The 17,998-nt window shown below is 63.1% G+C and carries 14 protein-coding genes; 6 read left to right on the forward strand and 8 right to left on the reverse strand.

The window, feature by feature from the left end:
- The first annotated feature begins 470 nt into the window (after positions 1-470).
- From AC3WJD_RS17210 to AC3WJD_RS17230, 5 genes are all read left to right on the forward strand, one after another.
- A complete protein-coding gene (locus AC3WJD_RS17210) occupies positions 471-1,859 on the forward strand; it encodes a sugar porter family MFS transporter (protein ID WP_492747945.1) in 1,389 nt (462 codons plus the stop codon).
- A gap of 146 nt (positions 1,860-2,005) precedes the next feature.
- Entirely contained in the window at positions 2,006-3,385 is a 1,380-nt protein-coding gene (locus AC3WJD_RS17215) for an EAL domain-containing protein (protein ID WP_492747946.1), read from the forward strand.
- A 204-nt stretch (positions 3,386-3,589) separates the two neighbouring features.
- Entirely contained in the window at positions 3,590-6,616 is a 3,027-nt protein-coding gene (locus tag AC3WJD_RS17220; RefSeq protein WP_492747975.1) for a S8 family peptidase, read from the forward strand.
- Between the two features lie 79 nt (positions 6,617-6,695).
- Complete coding sequence (locus tag AC3WJD_RS17225; RefSeq protein WP_492747947.1) at positions 6,696-9,230, forward strand: ATP-binding protein; 2,535 nt, start codon at positions 6,696-6,698, stop codon at positions 9,228-9,230.
- Positions 9,231-9,313: 83 nt separating this feature from the next.
- Positions 9,314-9,706 carry a response regulator gene (locus tag AC3WJD_RS17230; protein WP_492747948.1) on the forward strand — a complete coding sequence of 131 codons (393 nt, stop codon included), beginning with the start codon at positions 9,314-9,316 and terminating at the stop codon, positions 9,704-9,706.
- A gap of 57 nt (positions 9,707-9,763) precedes the next feature.
- On the opposite strand, the gene msrA is transcribed toward AC3WJD_RS17230, so the two are convergent.
- Together msrA and msrB are read right to left on the reverse strand one after the other, a co-directional pair.
- On the reverse strand, positions 9,764-10,270 hold the full coding sequence (gene msrA, locus AC3WJD_RS17235) for a peptide-methionine (S)-S-oxide reductase MsrA (RefSeq protein WP_492747949.1): 507 nt from the start codon (positions 10,268-10,270) through the stop codon (positions 9,764-9,766).
- Positions 10,267-10,716: a peptide-methionine (R)-S-oxide reductase MsrB gene (gene msrB, locus AC3WJD_RS17240; RefSeq protein ID WP_492747950.1), complete on the reverse strand. Its 450-nt coding sequence runs from the start codon at positions 10,714-10,716 to the stop codon at positions 10,267-10,269. The genes msrA and msrB overlap by 4 nt, the downstream gene beginning before the upstream one ends.
- Before the next feature lie 24 nt (positions 10,717-10,740).
- On the opposite strand from msrB, the gene AC3WJD_RS17245 reads away from it, so the two are divergent.
- Positions 10,741-11,244 carry a hypothetical protein gene (locus AC3WJD_RS17245; RefSeq protein ID WP_492747951.1) on the forward strand — a complete coding sequence of 168 codons (504 nt, stop codon included), beginning with the start codon at positions 10,741-10,743 and terminating at the stop codon, positions 11,242-11,244.
- 177 nt (positions 11,245-11,421) lie between these two features.
- Here AC3WJD_RS17245 and AC3WJD_RS17250 read toward each other — a convergent pair whose 3' ends face one another.
- The 6 genes from AC3WJD_RS17250 to AC3WJD_RS17275 form a co-directional block, all read right to left on the reverse strand.
- On the reverse strand, positions 11,422-11,742 hold the full coding sequence (locus AC3WJD_RS17250) for a PilZ domain-containing protein (protein WP_492747952.1): 321 nt from the start codon (positions 11,740-11,742) through the stop codon (positions 11,422-11,424).
- Positions 11,739-12,530 (reverse strand): PP2C family protein-serine/threonine phosphatase, encoded by a 792-nt coding sequence (locus tag AC3WJD_RS17255; protein WP_492747953.1) that lies wholly within the window; start codon positions 12,528-12,530, stop codon positions 11,739-11,741. Before AC3WJD_RS17255 ends, AC3WJD_RS17250 begins: the two co-directional genes overlap by 4 nt.
- Positions 12,527-13,498 carry a type VI secretion system-associated FHA domain protein TagH gene (tagH, locus tag AC3WJD_RS17260; RefSeq protein ID WP_492747954.1) on the reverse strand — a complete coding sequence of 324 codons (972 nt, stop codon included), beginning with the start codon at positions 13,496-13,498 and terminating at the stop codon, positions 12,527-12,529. Before tagH ends, AC3WJD_RS17255 begins: the two co-directional genes overlap by 4 nt.
- Before the next feature lie 52 nt (positions 13,499-13,550).
- On the reverse strand, positions 13,551-15,203 hold the full coding sequence (locus tag AC3WJD_RS17265) for a protein kinase domain-containing protein (RefSeq protein ID WP_492747955.1): 1,653 nt from the start codon (positions 15,201-15,203) through the stop codon (positions 13,551-13,553).
- Between the two features lie 75 nt (positions 15,204-15,278).
- Entirely contained in the window at positions 15,279-16,025 is a 747-nt protein-coding gene (locus AC3WJD_RS17270; RefSeq protein ID WP_492747957.1) for a LysM peptidoglycan-binding domain-containing protein, read from the reverse strand.
- Positions 16,022-17,713, reverse strand: a complete 1,692-nt coding sequence (locus AC3WJD_RS17275; protein ID WP_492747958.1) for an EAL domain-containing protein — start codon at positions 17,711-17,713, stop codon at positions 16,022-16,024. Before AC3WJD_RS17275 ends, AC3WJD_RS17270 begins: the two co-directional genes overlap by 4 nt.
- Between the last annotated feature and the right edge of the window lie 285 nt (positions 17,714-17,998).

Raw genomic sequence — 17,998 nt, forward strand, 5'->3', positions numbered from 1 at the left:
ATCGCGATGCTGCCCTCAAAACCCTGCTGGCGCAGCCCGATCGCCACCTGCGCACCACCATGCCCCGCGCCGACAATCACTGTCTCGAACTTCATGCCTCGCGTTCTCCGTGATCAAATGTGCGGCTTGGATGCTCAAAACAAGCTCGATGATCGTTGGCCGCTCCGCCATTTACGCCTGACCTGAAGGCCCAATGCCTGCGCGGACGCTCTGATATGTGTGCCATGATGGTCATGCGGTGCGCCGGATGCACCTAGCGGATGTCCGAGCGCGGTGGCACCGCCTACAATGTAATATTAATAGTACTGGCCAAAAAAGGAATGGTGAGCATAGAAAGGCCAGATGCGGATTGTGATTGCATCAGAACCGGTTCCACCCCCTATGCCGCCGATTAAAATCTTCGCGGCCCGATGCCGTGCCAGGCGATGCGCCAGTATCATCCACGCAACCCTCCATGTCGGGAGTTGATCTTGCATAGTCCCTCCTTGTCCGACCACGCGCTCGATCCCGTTGCTGCAGTGCCCGATGCCCGGGCCACTGCCGCCATTGTCCTCAGCGCCGTGGGAGCGGCGTTGGGGGGACTCCTGTTCGGCTTCGATACCGCGGTCATATCGGGCACCACATCCGCGCTGCAGAGCAAATTCGCGCTGACCGACGGGATGCTCGGCTTCACCGTGGCGTCGGCGCTGATCGGCACGGTGCTGGGTTCGCTCGTAACCGGAGCGCCGGCCGATAGGTTTGGACGCAAGGCCGTGATGCTGTCCGTGGCTCTGTGCTACGTCGTGTCCTCGATCGGTACCGGCCTTGCCGGAAGCTGGGGCACGCTGCTCGCCTTCCGGTTTCTGGGCGGCGTCGCCATCGGTGCGGCATCGGTGGTGACGCCCATCTACATCGCAGAGGTTTCCCCTGCACGCTTTCGCGGACGGCTGGTTGCGCTCAACCAGCTGAACATCGTACTCGGTATCCTGCTGGCATTCCTGTCCAACTATGTGATCGCGAACCTCGCTTCCGAAGCGACGGCCTGGCGCTGGATGTTCGGGATCGTCGCCCTGCCTTCCGCGCTGTTCCTGACGATCACCCTGTTCCTGCCCGAAAGTCCGCGCTGGCTGGCGATCAACGGGCAGGGCACGCGAGCGCTCGGTGTCATGGAACGGCTTGGTTTCCTTGACCCTCACGGCGAACTTCGGCGCATCGAGGACGCTGAAGCGCGGCTGGAACGCACGGTCTCTCCCGGGCTGTTCCAGTGGGCCTATGCCCGGCCGGTCGCCTGCGCCATCGCGATCGCCATGTTCAACCAGCTCTCGGGCATCAACGCCTTGCTCTACTACGCGCCGCGCGTTTTCGAACTGGCGGGCGCGGGCGCTGACAGTGCCATGCTGCAGTCCATCGCGATCGGCGGCACCAATCTCGTATTCACCGTGCTTGCCCTGTTCCTGATCGACCGTTTCGGCCGCAAGCCGCTGCTGTATGTGGGCTCGGTCCTGTGCGCGGCAACGCTGCTGCTTGTCGGTTATCAGCTGGAGAGCGGGGCCCCTGACGGTACGCTGATCCTTGCCGGACTGCTGGGCTTCATAGCGGCCTTTGCCGTCTCGCAGGGCGCGGTCATCTGGGTTTTCATCTCGGAGGTGTTTCCCAGTGCCGTACGGGGCAAGGGGCAGGCGCTGGGCAGCACGACCCACTGGGTCATGGCCGCCGCAATCACCTGGGCATTCCCCGCTTTTGCGGCAAGCGTGGGGGGATGGGTCTTTGCCTTTTTCGGCGCGATGATGCTCCTCCAGTTCGTCTGGACCTGGAAATTCATGCCGGAAACCAACGGCGTTGCGCTCGAAGACATGGACCTGCGGAGGCATGCTGCATGATCGGCGCTCCCGGATGATGCCCGTCCTCGGGCGCTCGTGAGAGATCACATCCCGGGCCGGTTCCCAATCAGCGCTGCTGGCCTGCCAATCATGGGTTGCCCGGCGATTTACGGCTTCTTGACGATCTTTCTTCAAAAGCAGCCGACATGGAATCGTGGCACTTTCTTGTCCTCCTGGCGGCCTCGGCGATCGGGTGCACCCTGTTTCTGGGTTGGCATGATGGCTGGTTTCAACGCGCGCCCGCACCGGTGGGCGAGAAGCGGCGCTCCCGCGACCAAGCGGTGGACAACAAGGCCAATTTTGTGGGCATTGCCGAGGTCGCCCGGTTCGGTGCGATGCGCCGCCGGATCGGCTACCATGCCGCGAACTGCATCATCGAGGCGCTCGCCGAGCGTATCGCATGCGATGAGCGCTTCGAGGTCGGCCGGCTTGGCCGTACCTCCGTCGAGTTTCTCTATCACGCAAAAAACCTTGCTGACGCGCGCGCGATGATGCGGGCGCTGAAGAAGGCACTCGAGACGCTGGTATCCATCGACGAGATCGCGTTCGTTCCCGAGGTCCTCATCGGCTCCAGCCCGATCGGCACCAACTGCCTCCATGACGAACTGTTCGACGCGTCCGCCTTTGCGGTAGAGGATGCGCGCAGGCTTCCCGACCGGATCGGCTTTGCCGACGACCGGGCGCACCCGGGGGCCGGTCACCAGTCCGCCGGTATGCTCCACGACCTGTATGGCGCAATCAGGAGCGATGCTCTCGACCTCCATTACATGCCCAAACTGAAGCTGTCCGACGGCACCGTGACGGCGGCCGAGGCGCTGTGCCGATGGACGCATCCCGCGCATGGTACGGTTCCGCCGATGGCCTTCGTCCGGCTGGCGGAAGAGACGGGATTGATCGGCAATCTCACGCTCTGGACGCTGGATCGCGCAATAGCCGATCAGACGCGCCTGCTCGCCCATGAAGGGATCACGCTCGACATCGACATCAACATGTCTGCGCAGCTCATCAGCAACGCTGAGTTTTGCGACGTCGTGATCGATCGGATCGGCGGCGCGAAAGGGCGGATCGGAATCGAGATCACCGAGACCGCCGTGATCGAGGATCCGCAGGCGGCGCTTGCCAATCTCGCCCGCATCGCCAGCGCGGGCATCCGCATCGCGATTGATGATTTCGGATCGGGCCTGTCCTCGCTTGCCTATCTGCGCGACCTGCCGGCGCATGAGTTGAAAATCGATCAGGCCTTCGTCCGCGCGCTGACGACAAGCAACCGGGATCCGTTACTTGTCCGCTCCGCAATCGACATCGCGCACGCCCTCGAGATGGAGGTAACGGCCGAAGGCGTCGAGGACGAGATCGCGCTCGCGCTGCTCAAGGTGATGCGCTGCGACAACGTGCAGGGCTATCACATCTCGGCACCCCTGCCTTTTGATCAACTGTCGCAATATCTACGCACCCGGGCGCACATGGACGTGCTCGGGGACGCCCGGCATTTGCAAGGCCGGCTGCTCGCCGCCCGCCCGGGCTGACGCGCGAAGAGGGTTAAAAAAGGTTTAACCGCCCTCATTGGAAAAGTGGAAAGTATTAACCCTTAGATCGGCACCCTGAAGACAAAGGTCATTGGGGGACCGAAAATGTCACGCAACAGGCGGACCGCGCGGTTACTGCTTTCCTGCACAGCCATTTCGCTGGCCTGTGCCGGGTCCGCCGGCCATGCGGCTGGCTTGACCCTCGTGAAGGACGTAGCCGGCAAGGTCACCAAGACGACCTCCAAGGTTACGGGTACCGTGACGTCAACGGTGGCCAAGACCGTGACGCCGACTGTCCCTACGGTCGTGAAGATCGTCCCCCTCACCGCCAAGCCCGTCGATCTGCTCACCAAGACGGCCAACCCGCTCATGGTTACCGTTTCGTCTGCTCCTGGCTCGGTCACATCCACCGTCGATGCGGCGGTGAGCGTGGTCACGAACGGCGCTAGTTCGGGCCTTCCGCTGCTTTTGCCGAACAACGTCTTCGTCAATCCGCAATCGACGCCGATCGAACCCAAATGGGGGAAGATCCGCAGTTTCTGGGGAAAGATCCGCAGTTTCGAAGGCGAAGAGGTTACGCCGTTCTGGGGCAAGATCCGCAGCTTCTGGGGCAATGCCGGGCCGTTCGAGGGGGACACCGCCGCGTTCTGGGGCAACCTCCAGACCTATAACGATGGCAGCGATCCCAACGCCGTCACGCCTGAATGGGGGAAGATCCGCAGCTTCTGGGATGAGCTCGGCACCTCCTGGGGGGATATCCGCCCGATCTGGGATGCGTCGGACTATCAGACCGTCGCCGGGCAGCTCCGCGGCGTCGTCGATAGCTCGGCCACCTTCTGGGGCGACGCGGTCGAGGCCAGGACCGGCAAGGATTTCTACGCCGGTTTCGCCACCGGGCTGCTCGGTCGCTATGGTATCGATCTCAACGATCCGTCATCACTCGCCAAACTCGACGCGAACGAGCGCGAGCATTTCTTCCTCGAATGGTATGACGGCTTGATGCAGTATTCGGGCGCCGACAATCCCGATTACTGGATGCGCCAGGTCAACTGGTCGCCCCGGATCACCCAGACGCTGGGCGAGGGCAAGGACAGCGTCATCGGCCTGCTCGACTTTACGGTGACGGGCGCCGAGGCGGGCAATATCACGCATTATGACGGGGTCTCGAACTTCGCCAACGGCCACGGTGCCGCGGTTGCGAGCCTGATGGTGTCCGCGCATGACGGCAAGGGCGTGATGGGCATCGCGCCGATGGCGTCGGTCGTCGCCTACAACCCGTTCGATGCGAGCGAGACCGCAGGCTGGAACGACATCAGGGACGGCATCCTCTCGCTCGGAACGCACGGCGCGAGCATCATCAACATGTCGCTGGGTGTTCCCGGCTGGACGCTGCATCCCGACTGGAACGCCGTGCTCAACGATCCGGGGGTTGCGCTCTCGACCGCATCCTCGGTGTTCGTGATCGCGGCGGGCAATGACGGAATCAGCCAGACCCAGAATATCAACTGGAGCAACACCGCCAATTTCATCGTCGTCGGCTCTGTCGATCCGGCGCGTGCGATCTCGGATTTCTCGAACCGGCCAGGCACCGCCTGCCTCTTGACCGACGGCAAATGCCGCGCAGGCGATGAGCTGATGAATCGTTTCATCGTGGCGCCGGGCGAGATGATCCTTGTTTCGGACGGCCAGGGCGGTGTCACCCGCTATTCGGGCACGTCGTTCGCGGCACCGCTCGTCTCCGGCACGGTTGCGCTGATCCACGACCGCTGGCCGTGGCTCTCCAAATATCCCAGGGAAACGGTCGACATCATCCTGAAGACCGCGACCGATCTCGGTGCGCCGGGTGTCGATCCGGTCTACGGCGTCGGCCAGCTCAACGTGACGGGCGCGCTCTCGCCCATCGATTACAACAAGCTCACCTGGTACCAGATGGACGATCAGGGCCGGGCCAGGCCGATGTCGTCGGCAATGGTCCGGACCAGCGGCAACCTCGACAAGTGGGAAGCCGCGGGCATGTATTTCTATGCGTTCGAGACGATCGGCGGCAGCTACCGCGACTTTGCCATCCCGCTGTCGAGCAAGCTCGTCGACAGCAAGGCGCTCTCCGCCGGCCTGTCGAAGGAGCAGTTCCAGGTATATCTGTACAACCAGGTGATCGACTGGATGAAAAAGGGCTCGTCGTTCACCGACAGCGCCAGCCTGAACTATACCGCCGTTTCGGCGGCGGTCGGCAATCCCGACGGGCTGAATGTGACGATGTCGCTTGCCCCGCGCACCCTCAAGGCGCTGGGGTTCCGTGAGGGACAATCGCCCTACCAGACGTCGCTGCGGGTGGCTGACAGGAACGGGCGGTTCGCGTTCAAGGTCGGTGAGGGCGACGGCGCCATCGAGCTCGGCAACAGCCTCGGCTTTGGCCGCGCATCGGACTATGATTCCTCGCGCGGCGGCGCGAACCCGTTGCTCGGCATGGCCTCGGGCGGCAGCTATGGGCAGTTCAGCTACAATGTGAACGCGACGCTTTCGATATCGGCCGGCGCAACCCGGCAGAACACGCGCTACGATTCAAGGGAGGTTGCGTCGCAATGGGCGGTCGACAACGCGCTCGACGGTTACCGGACCAGCGCCAGCACGGTCTCGGTCTCCTATCGCCCGCAGCCCGGGCTCGAGCTGACCGGCAGCTATACGCGGCTCCACGAAAAGGACGCGATCCTCGGCACACAGGCGCTCAGCCCCGAACTGCTCGGCGGTGGCGCGACCACCGACGGCATGACGCTCGGCGCGACCTATGCGATCAGTCCCACCTTCCAGGTCGCGGCTTCGGCCACGCTCGGGCGGACGGGCTCGACCTCAACGAATGCGCTGATCGCCACCGGGGCGGGGGGCTTCAAGTCGACGGCCTATCAGGTCGCCGTGTCGAAGCAGCAGCTGTTCGGACAGAACGACGCGCTTCGCCTGACGCTGGCGCAGCCGCTCCATGTCGAGAATGGCAGTGTGGACGTCACCAGCCTGCAGGTGATCGACCGCGATACGGGCGCGCTGGGCCTGGTGACCGAGCGCTTCGCGCTTCCGGGCAAGAAGCGGCCGCTGGTCGGCGAGTTCCAATATGCGGCGCCCTTGCTCGACGGCCAGGCGGACCTCGCGCTGTTCGGCAAGATGCAGCTCGCCGGCGATCCGGCGACCGAGGCGAGCGCCGCGGTGATGACCGGGGCGCGGTTCACGCTGCGCTACTGACGTCGGATCGGCGCGCCGATCGCTTTTCGGCTTCGTTAACCCTTCCGCGATAGGATCGATTATCCAGACGGGATTTTCGATGCGCGTCAGATCGGCAGCACTGGCATTGCTTCTTGGCCTGACGGTTGTCGGGGCAAGCGGTGGCGCGCATGCTCAAGACACGCCGCCTGCCATAACCTCCGCCCGTGCCGGCGCACTCAAGGCATTCGATGCCAGGATCGAGGCGACCAAGCAGGCCATGATGGGCGATCCCATGATCGCGCGCAAAACCGCGGAGCAGGCCGTCGGGATGGCCGAGGCAATGGCTGGAGATTCCTCCGTCAGCCGCAAGGATTCGGCCATCTCTCTTGCGACCGCCAAATGGCTTCTCGGCGAGGCTCTGATCGGCCTGAACGATACTGCGCACGCCAAATCGCTGATCGGAGAAGCGCTGGCCGATGTCGTTCGCTTTGATCAAGGTTCGAAGCTGCATGGCGACCTGCTGCGGTCGCGCGCGACATTGTCCGAAATGTCCGGCGATGTTCAGGGCGCGCTCAAGGATTATTTGCAGGCCCATCAGATCTTCCGGTCGGTCGGCCAGGCGCGGTCGCAGGCGATCGCGCTGCAGGATATCGGCGGTCTATATCTTGAAGCGGGCGATTTCGAACGCGTCCGGAGCTATTACAGCCAGTCGTTCGACGCCTATTCCGAGGATCCGTGGCTGAACCTCGCGACATACAACAACCGCGGCCAATCCTATCGTGAGCAGCGCAGGTTCACCGAGGCGGAAGCCGAATACAGGCTCGCGCTTGCCTCTGCCCGCGAACTGCAAAGCCCGCTGCTCGAAGCGCGCATCCTGACCAACCTGGCCGACACCCAGGTCGAAGCAGGCCAGCTCGCCCCGGCAATGCGGACGATCTCCGCCGCAAGCGGTCTCGTCCAGAGTGGCGAAGGCGCTGGCTGGAGGCCGTTCGTCTATGGCGTGCGTGCCAAGATCGAGGCGAAGCGCGGTGCGCTTGCCGAAGCGGCACGTCTCTTGGCCACGGCCTTTGCCGGACAGAAGCTCGACCAGACCGAAATGCCGTTTCGCGAACTGCACAAGGCCGCCGCCGAGGTCTATGAGAAGACGGGTAACGGTGCACTCGCCCTTGCGCATCTCAAGGCGTTCCAGCGGCTCGACAGCGAGGCGCTGCATCTGACGGCGTCGGCCAGCTCGCAGCTCATGTCCGCCCGGTTCGACTTCGCGAACCAGAATCTGCGCATCGCCAATCTGAAGCAGGGGCAGCTCGAGCGCGACATCATGATCGAGCGGCAACGGACACAGTTCAGGACTAACCTGTTCATCGGGCTGGGGACCGCGCTGCTCGTCATCTTCGGGTTGCTCTCGTTCGGTTATGTGTCGATCCGCCGGAGCCGCGATCGGGTGCGCGCCGCGAACACCGAACTTAGCGCCACCAACATCGCACTCGAAAAGGCGCTGAAGGCGCGCGCCGACTTTCTGGCGACAACCAGCCACGAGATCCGCACGCCACTGAACGGCATTTTGGGCATGACGCAGGTACTGCTCGCCGATCGCGGTCTGGCGGGCGGCGTGCGCGAGCGCATCCAGCTCTTGCGCGGCGCCGGCGAGACGATGAAGACGCTCGTCGACGACATTCTCGACGTCGCGAAGATGGAAGCCGGCGAGCTCAGGGTGGTTGGCGCGGAGGTCAACCTCCCGCAGCTCATCGGCGAGACAGCAGGCCTGTGGCGCGAAGCCGCGAGCACCAAGGGGCTGACGCTCGAGTGCAAGCTCGAGAATGTACCCGAGCGCGTGCTCGTGGATGGCGAACGGTTGCGCCAGATCCTGTCCAACCTGCTTTCCAACGCCATAAAGTTCACCAGCGAAGGCGAGGTGACACTCGATGTCCGTGGCATAGAGCAGGACGGTGCCGAGATGATCGAATTCGCGGTGCGCGACACCGGCATCGGGATCTCTGCCGAGGACCAGGCGACGATTTTCGAGCCGTTCACCCAGGTCAACAATTCGACGACACGTGAATTCTCGGGCACCGGGCTCGGCCTCGCGATCTCGCAAAGGCTCGCGAATGCGCTCGGCGGCACGATCAGCATGTCGAGCGTGCCGCGCGAAGGCTCGTGCTTCACAGTGTCGCTCCCGCTTCAGAAGGTCGGCGACGGGCTCGCCCAGGGGGCGCAGGATTCCGGATCGGGGGCCGACCGCCTCGACAAAGCAACAGTGTTGCTGGTTGAGCGAAATCTGATCAACCATGCCCTGATGCGCATGCTGCTGACGCCCGAGACACGCTCGATCGACATCGCGATTTCGGCTGAGGATGCGATCGAGCGCATGGGGCAGGGGCATTTCGATCATGTCGTGATCGAGGGCGCGTCCGCCGGTATCGATGGCATCCGGGCGATCGTGGGGCAGGCTGCGCTTACCGGCGCCCGGACGTCGCTGCTCGCCGCTCCCACCGAGGAACTCGGCGCCGCCCAATTGTTCGCTGCCGGCGTGAGCCAGGTCATCCTGAAGCCCATCGGCGCGGCGGAGCTGATCACGGCGCTGAAGAAGCTTTACGAGGCGCCTGTCGCCACGCTGCCCGATGAGGCCGTTACCAGCAGGCGTTCCGTCGGCTGAGCAGATCCTGCGAAAAGCGCGTATTTACGGAAATATTAACCGTCATTGCCTAATCAGCGGGGAACGCGTGGAGCAGTTCTGGTATGAAAATCCTGTTCGTTGATGACGATGCCATGAACCGGCGTGTCGTGAAGGACATGCTGGACGTCGTCGGCGCGCAGATGGACGAGGCCGACTGCGCCGAGGCGGGCCTGATGAAGATCGACAGCGGCGACTATAACGTCATCCTGATGGATCTGCGCATGCCCGTCATGGACGGGCTGGCCGCCACACGCCAGATCCGCCAGCGCGAGGATGTCAAGGCACAGCTTCCGATCGTCGTGGTCACCGCGGATACGTCCAGCGATCTGCAGGAGCGATGCATGTCCGCCGGTGCGGATTGCGTGCTGATGAAGCCCGTCGCAATGGCGAGCCTTATCGACACGATCGGCAAGCTGCTTGCAAGAGGCTCGGGAGCCGGAATAGTTCTCCAGTAATTCTGGCTATGCCGGCGCTCGCGTTCCTGCAAGCAGCGCGCAGATTGAGTGTAGTTGTCAGGCCGGGGTGCGCGATGGCAGCTTCCAGCCGGGGCGCACGAAGTGACAGGTGTAGCCGCTCGGGTAGTGCTCAAGATAGTCCTGATGCTCGATCTCGGCCTCCCAGAAGTCGCTTGCCGGCGCGAGTTCGGTCACGACCTTGCCGGGCCAAAGCCCGGAGGCCTCGACGTCCAGGATCGTTTCCCGCGCGACCTGATGCTGCTCATCGCTCGTGTAGAAGATCGCCGAGCGGTAGCTTCGCCCTCGATCGTTTCCCTGGCGGTCCACCGTCGTCGGGTCATGGATCTGGAAGAAATATTCCAGAATCGCACGAAAGCTGATTACGTTCGGGTCGAAAAAGATCTCGAGCGCTTCGGCGTGGTCGCCATGATTTCGATAGGTGGCATTGGGGGTATCGCCCCCGGTGTAGCCGACGCGCGAGGAGAGGACGCCCGGCATGCGCCGCATCAGGTCCTGCATGCCCCAGAAGCAGCCTCCGGCGAGTATGGCGCGTTCCCTGGTCATGACGGATCCTCCACCTGATCGAGATAGTCCCCATAGCCCTCCGCCTCCATGTCATCCCGGTGGATGAAGCGCAGCGAGGCGGAGTTTATGCAGTAGCGTAGCCCACCTTGATCTTGCGGACCGTCTGGAAAGACATGGCCGAGATGGCTGTCGCCATTTGCGGAGCGAACCTCCACACGCACCATGCCGTGCGACGTGTCGCGCACTTCGTTCACATGTGCGGGCTCGATAGGCTTTGTGAAGCTGGGCCAGCCCGAGCCCGAGTCGAACTTGTCGGTGGATGCAAACAAAGGCTCGCCGGACACGACGTCGACATAAATGCCCGGCATCTTGTTGTGGAGATATTCCCCGGTTCCCGGACGTTCGGTGCCGCTTTGCTGGGTGATCCTGAACTGCTCGGGGGAGAGGCGTGAAATTGCCTCTTTCGACTTGCGATAGTGTGTCATGGTTTCGGTCTTTCTCATTGTTTGGTGTTTTCGAATGCATCTGGCGCGGGCCCGTTCGTCGGCCCGGACGCCTTGCTATCCAGCGACGCGGAGGACAATCTTGCCGCCGGGATTGGGTCGCTGGCCCGCGAGGATTTCATGCGCGTCCCTGGCCGCGGTGAGAGACAGCACAACGCCAACGTGGGTACGCAGATCGCCCGAAGCAAGCAGTCGCGCGATGTGATCGAGCTTGGCCGTTGTGACCGCGACGAGAAAAAAGTGCGCGCTTACGCCGAAGCTTCTCGCTTTTTCCTGGTTCGGGGCGGAGACCGCCGATACCAGTTTTCCGCCGCGCCGCAGGACCGCACCGCGCTCATGCGGCGCGGCACTTGCGACGTTGTCGTGCTCATGTCGTCAAATGCTTCATGGTGTTTCTCCATCGGTTTGATGAGGAGAAAGTGGGGCTCCATCGGTTCAGAAACAGATGCAAGAATGCTGTATTTTTGTGTACCATCGGAGGACGGCCGAGCACATCTCCGTCGAGATTGATCGGACACCAAGCTGGCAGATGCGCTGTTCATGGCGCGCGCCCGAAGAAACCAGACGGGCTTGATCACCGCTACCGCTGCTCACCTGTTGAGGACGTTGTCAGATCGGAAGGCGGCGTTTCGCCAGGCGCAGCGGGGCGAAATTGGGTCTGATCTGCAAATCCGGCGCGTCTCGAATTCAACGGCCGGTTGATCGGTTGAGGCGCACGAGGTGCCGGAAAACGGGCTCGTAGAGGGGGTGCTCGAAGATGCAGCCCGCCTCGAAATCGCGGACCCAACGGACACGCGCGAGGCGGGACTCGAGGCCGGGCAGTGTCACCCACAATTCCATGCCCGGCTTCAGGTGCTTGAATGTCTGGAGGCGGAAGCCCGTTCTGGACAGGTCCGTGATGCTGCTTGGAACCGAAGGTTCGGTGGGTCTCCTGAGCTTGATCTCAACATTCAGTTCGCATCTCTCCGCCCTGCGCGCGTTGTCGAAACGATTCTCGCGTGCTCTCATTCCTCGCCCTTCAAGCCGTGAAAATTATCGTGATCCTGGACCTCGGACACGAGGACGAGAACGATCGAGACGTTGTCAGTCCCTCCTGCCCGCAACGCGCCATCGACGAGTTTGGCAGAGGCATCAGCAAGATTTGATGTGAGGAGGGACCTTATCTGTTCGTCGTCGAGAAGGCCCCAGAGCCCATCCGAGCACAGCAGATACAGATCGCCGGCGGCGATGCGCTCCTGGGTGAAGTCCAGCGCGATATGTTCGGCGACGCCAATGGCCCTTGTGACGATATTGGCCTGCGGATGATTGCGCGCCTGCTGCTCGTCGATCACGCCCGCATCGACGAGTTCCTGGACAAAGCTGTGGTCGTGCGTCAGCCGCTCCAGCCGGTCTGCACGCATCCGGTACACGCGGCTGTCTCCGGCCCAGAAGATGGTCGCCAGGCCGCCATGAATATGCAGACCCGCCAGCGTGGACCCACAGGTCTGCCCGGTGGCTTGCGCGAGACCGAAGACGATCGCGTTGGCACTTTCGATCGACCTTTGGATCCCGGCGCGATCCACCAGCTCCGGGTCATCGCTCAAGGCGACAAGGGCACGGATGACGATTGCTGCCGCTTCATCGCCCATGGCGTGTCCGCCCATGCCGTCGGCGACCGCCCACAAAGCCGCCTCCGAACAGTCGAGCAAACGATCCTCGTTGATTGTGCGAACCGCGCCGATATGCGTGCGCGCGACCGATCGAAGCCCGAAGCGGTCGGTCGATGCCGGCGGGCGACGGGGGGACAGCGCATTCATTCGGTCTGACCTTCGAGATCTGCGGCGGCCTCCTCATACGCCTTCACGAAGGCGTGATTGAGCGAGCCATCTCCCTCTCCGGCGATCTCGCGGGAGAGCTCGGCATAGCGACGGCGGGCTTCCTCCCATTGTATGGCGCCGCGGCCTTTCAACAAGGAGCTTCTGTTCCGGGTATCGGCATCAATCGCCGCCGGATCGAATGCCTGCACAGCCGCGCGCATCGTTTCGCGAAACGCGCTGAACGTCGCGATCAGGTGCTTTTTTATGTCGCAGAACGAGGCGGTGAGAGCTTCGGGTCCAGTCAGGAAGCCGTGTTCGCCGGCAAGCAGAAGATCGAGCGCGAGCCGCTGCGTCGGGGCCCATTTGAACGGGTTGTTGTTCGTTCCGCCGATTGTGGTTCGTGCGAGCTGATAGTGGCGGCGCGCACGCTCCCGCTCGGACATCAGGTCTCCGACGCCGAGCACCATCTGGCGATACACGGCGCCCGCACGCCGCATGATTTCCTCGGGGGCCTCGGACGAAAAGGCCGACGCGTCCAGGCCGGCGCCCTGGCAGAACGCCTCCAGAAGAGAGCCTTCGCCACTGCGCTCGACGGGGGCGGGGGCGTCGCTCCAGTCGGTAGGAACCGCGGCCGAATTGCCGAGCGGAGGCGACAGAATGAGCGTCTGCCCTTCACCTGTCGACGCGAGGCGCGCCTGCGCAGCAAAATCCGCCACCAGCCGATAGGGACCGAGGCGCAACGTCGTCGGAAGCACGACGGTGATGTCGGTATCTTCGGGCATGCGGACATTGGTGTTGTCATCGAACACGCCGTTCGCACCGATGCATCGCAGCGTCAGCCCATCCGCCCCCGCGCGAAACTCGCAATGCCACCTGGAAATCTCGCGGCCGGGATCGTGCATAACCCAATCGGCGGTGGGATCGCGGCCGATCCGAAGCGTACCGTCCTGCAACAGGCGCGCGTCCACGGCCTGCTCGGCATCGTCCAGCTCGAACAGCTTGAATATGTACATGGCCGCCTCAGGCCGCTTCCCGGCTTGCGCCGGTGGATGGGGCCTGGCCGACCCGGGTCATGAGCATTTCCTGCATTTCGCCAACAGGTCCCCGCGCCGCCGTTCGTTCCTCGATGGACGCGACGAGTCGGTTGAAGGCATCGAACAACTGACCCACCTCGTCCGTTCGCTTGTGGGAAAGGCGAAAGGCGGTGTTGCCCTTGGCCGCGTCGCCCATCGCGCGCGACAGTGAACGGAGCGGCCGCGAAAGCTGCCGGGCGCTCAGATAGCCGATCGCGGCAATCACGGCGATGACGAACAGCGACAGGGAGAAGAGCAGCAGCCGGGCATCGCGCATGGCGGCATCGATAGCCGAGCGGTCGAAGTCCATGTGGACTTTGCCGAAATCGGCCCCCGCGTAGCGTACCGGCCTGGTGAAGCGATAGCCGGCAGAGGAGCCAGCCTGGGCGGCTCGCGCCTGATGGCGCGTCCCGACCAGCGACTTCGATCCGGCCGCGCGAACCACGCCCTTGTCGTCGACGACAACCAGATTGCGGATATTGCGATCTCGGGCAGCGGTTTCGACGAAGGCCTGCAGCGGGAGCCAATCCTGCTGGTCAGCGGGCAATCCAGCATTGTCAGCCACCAGGAGCGCTGCGTTGCGTGCGACGAAATCCGTCATGGACGATCCCGATGTCAGTGCCATGCGTTCAAGCGTATCGCTCTGCCGTTCCAGCACGAGCGTCACTCCGAAGGTAAGAGCGACAGCCGCGGCAAGGGCAAATGTCAGCGGTAGTTTAATCCGTAGCGCCATGCCGTGACGCGGAGCTTCGCGCTGCTGGGTCGCGGCTTCGAGCTCGCGTGTGAGAGCGTCCCGCGCCTGTGCCGCGTCAGCGAAGCGATCGGACGCCTTCTTCGAAAGCAGTTTGCCAATGATGAACTCCAGTCCACGCGGGCAATTGTTCACCTGATTGGCGATCGCGGGCGGGTCCTGCTGTGCGATCTGGATCGCGAGATTGGCCAGTCCGGTGGCGGGAAAAGCGGGGCCACCCGTCACCATTTCGTATAGGACCGCTCCCAGCGAGAATTGATCGGCGCGCGCATCGACCGGCAGGCCCATCGCCTGCTCCGGACTCATATAGCGCGGCGTGCCCATGACCTGGCCCGCCTTGGTCTGCTGCACCTCGCGTTCGTTAGCGGAAGTGTCGCGCGCGTCGACGCGGGCTATGCCGAAGTCAAGCAGCTTTGCGGTGGAGCCGTCGTCGCATACCAGGATGTTGGATGGCTTGACGTCGCGATGGATGACTCCGCGACCATGGGCAAAGGCAAGCGCGTCCGCGAGCTGCCGCCCGAGCATCAACACCTGGTCGCCGTCTAGCCGACCCTTCTCCTTCAGGATTTCGTCGAGCGGTCGGCCCTGCAGATGCTCCATCGCGATATAGGGGACGCCGTCGGCCTCTCCCACGTCATAGACCGTGACAATATGGGCATGAGACAATATGCCCGCGGCCCGCGATTCACCGAGGAATCGCTGCACGATTTCGGGATCGCGCCGCAACTCGGCCTTGAGCACCTTGATCGCCACCGGACGATCGATGCTCGGATCGTGCGCCAGATAAACCTGGGCCATCGCGCCCTCGCCGATCTCGGCGTCGATCCTGTATCGTCCGATCCAATCCATGATGCCTACCTCATGACGCCCCGGCGCGTCCAAAAAATGTCGCTGCCACTTGCTGCGATCGCGCAGTCGCCCCGCTCATCGCTTTGCTTTCACCGTCTTGCGGATGCGGATAGCCCGTTCGAGATCGCGCTTGATGAGGGCGTTGCCGGGATCGAGCGTTGACGCCTGGTGCAGCAGCACGACTGCGCGGGCCAACTGCCCCTGATTGAGCGCGGAAAGTCCGGCGCCCCGCAATGCGCTCGCACGGGCGCGGTCGGGGGCGGGCGCGGCCTGAGGCGCGGCGGCACGAGAGGGTGCCGAGGAAGCGGCGGGCCGCGCATCCTCGGCTGGCGTCGGCCGCGAGGCTGCGGCCGCCTTGGGCGCATCTCCGGGGATCCGGATGATTTGACCGGCGCGAAGCGCCGATGGCACCGGCATGCCATTATACTTGGCCAAGGTGTGGAATTTCAGCGGATCGTCGAGAAAACGCTTGGCGAGCTCGACCATCGTATCGCCGGGCTGTGCGCGATACTCGAAGCTCTTCGTGCCCAATGTCGCGACGGGATCAGCGTCCAGGCTTGCAATCAATCGCGTGGCCGTGCTGTCGCTCGGGTCGCGTTTCAGCATCTGATGCAACAGCTTGCGCGCTTCCTTTTCTCGGCCGTCATTGAGCAGCGCGATGACGTCGTCCATCTGCTGGGCGTTGCTGATCGGCTGAATCGTTGCGGGACGGCTGGTGCTCCCCGGCTTCTGCGCGCACCCCCCAGCGAGGAGGATGAACGTGAACAGGACGGCAGGGAGAAGCCGGCTGCCGAAGCGTGAACCTGTGACGTCCTCAGTCATATCGTGCTCGCCATGAGCCGTCCCTGGAGCGCGGCTGGAGAAAGGTCGCACATTTGCCGGATGCGCTCGCCATCGCGCGCAAAGTCGACAAAGGCCGATGCTTGAAGCGGGGGAGAGAAATAATAGCCCTGAAACAGCGTGCAGCCGTGTCGGCGCAACCATGCGAATTCCTCATGGCGTTCCACGCCTTCGGCGAGCACGGAAATGCCGAGGCCGCGACCGAGCGCGATAATGCTTTGGCAGATCGCCTGGCTGTCCCTGTGATCGTCGACATGATTGACGAATTCGCGATCGATCTTGAGTTTGTCGAAGCTCAACCGCTTCAGATAGCTGAGGCTCGAATAACCCGCGCCAAAATCGTCGATCGAAATCGAAATGCCGAGTTCCCTGAGCTCCTTGAAGAGCGTGTTCGCGCTCGCCGGGTCAACCGCAGCCACTGTCTCGGTCAATTCCAGCTCCAGCAGCGACGCACTCAGCCCGTGTCGGTCGATGGTGCGTTTTATGAGCAGGTGGAGGTCGCTGCGTTCGAGTTGATGCGCCGACAGGTTCACCGCCACCTTCACATCAGCCATGCCGCTCATTTCCCAGGCCCGCGCCTCGCGGCATCCATTGTTCAGCGTCCAGAGACCAATCTCCTCGGCGAGCCCGGCGGATTCGACGACGGGAACGAAGCTCGATGGAGACACGAGCCCGTGGATCGGGTGTCTCCATCGCAGCAGCGCCTCTGCGCCGCATATCCTGTTTTCAGCCGCATCTATGAACGGCTGGAACCAGAGCTCGAATTGGTGACGGGATATGGCCTGGCGAAGGTCTTGCTCAAAGTTGAAGGATTGGCGCGCGACCACCACAGGATTGGCCGCGGAGATCGGCTCGGCGCCATGACCGCGGATGGCCAAGCTGGCCAGGGCGCGCGCAAGCAGATCTTCCGGCACAAGTGCGCCGCCATCATGAACCGTGAAACCCGAACGGATCTGCGGGAGCATGTCGAGGTCGGCAAATACCATCCGATCCTGAAGCGCGTAGCATATCGCGTCGAGCTCGGTCCGTGCCTGCGCGCTGGGCGTGTCGTCGAACCAGATCGCGAACCGCGCACGATCGACATGGGCAACGACGCGTTGGCTGCCGACCATGCGCATGATGCGTTCTGCTATCGAATTCAGCGTCCGTTCTGCCAAGGCGACATCGAAAGCGCATAACCCGTCGAAATCGGCAAGTTCTATCACTGCAAGCAGACAGTCTTCGCTTGCCGCTTCCGACCGCCTCTGGATTGAGGCGATCAGCAGTTCGCGCGTGGGCAATCCCGTGATTGCGTGGCGCTGGGTCGCGCGATGTCCTAATTGGTCGAGGCACGCTGCCGCTACGTCGATCCCCTTGCCAATGCGTGCGATGGAATCGGAATCGGCTGCGTCATGGGTGTTCGTCCCGGCTGCTCCGAGGCGGCGTTCAATCGTGCAGGCAAGCGTCTCGAGTTTGCGGTCCACGCGGCGTCCCGCAATGGCGGTAACGGTGGTAGCCGAGATCAACGTCGCTACCGAGAAAAGCACCCATGCCGGCAGATCAGCGGACCGGGCAAGCCACAGCAGTACGGAAAGACCCGGACCAAGTGCCACCAGCAGCGCGCACATCCAGGTAACGCGCCGCAAACCGCGCGCGGTTGTCCTGGCCTTCCGGTAGGGACTTCCCGTCATCAAGCACCCCCGCCTCGTTGTGGCGTCGAGACTAAGCAGGATTGGCAAATAAACTATTAAGCGCGGGCACCCAAAAACACTGGAAAAACGGAAAAAAGACTAACCTGGATCAAGTTCGGGGGCAGATTCGGCGAGGCCTTCCTTTCGCCTGGAAACCGATTTTTGCAGTGTCGGCCCATCCGGCCGCGCACCCAAATTTTCCCGCCCTGGCTGATGCATGCGGCTCATTGGCCCGTCGGCATCTCCAGCGCCCATGCAATGCTTATGACAAGGGAGGTTATCTCG

It is taken from the genome of Sphingobium sp. FW306-1B-F04DB, from assembly GCF_058781925.1.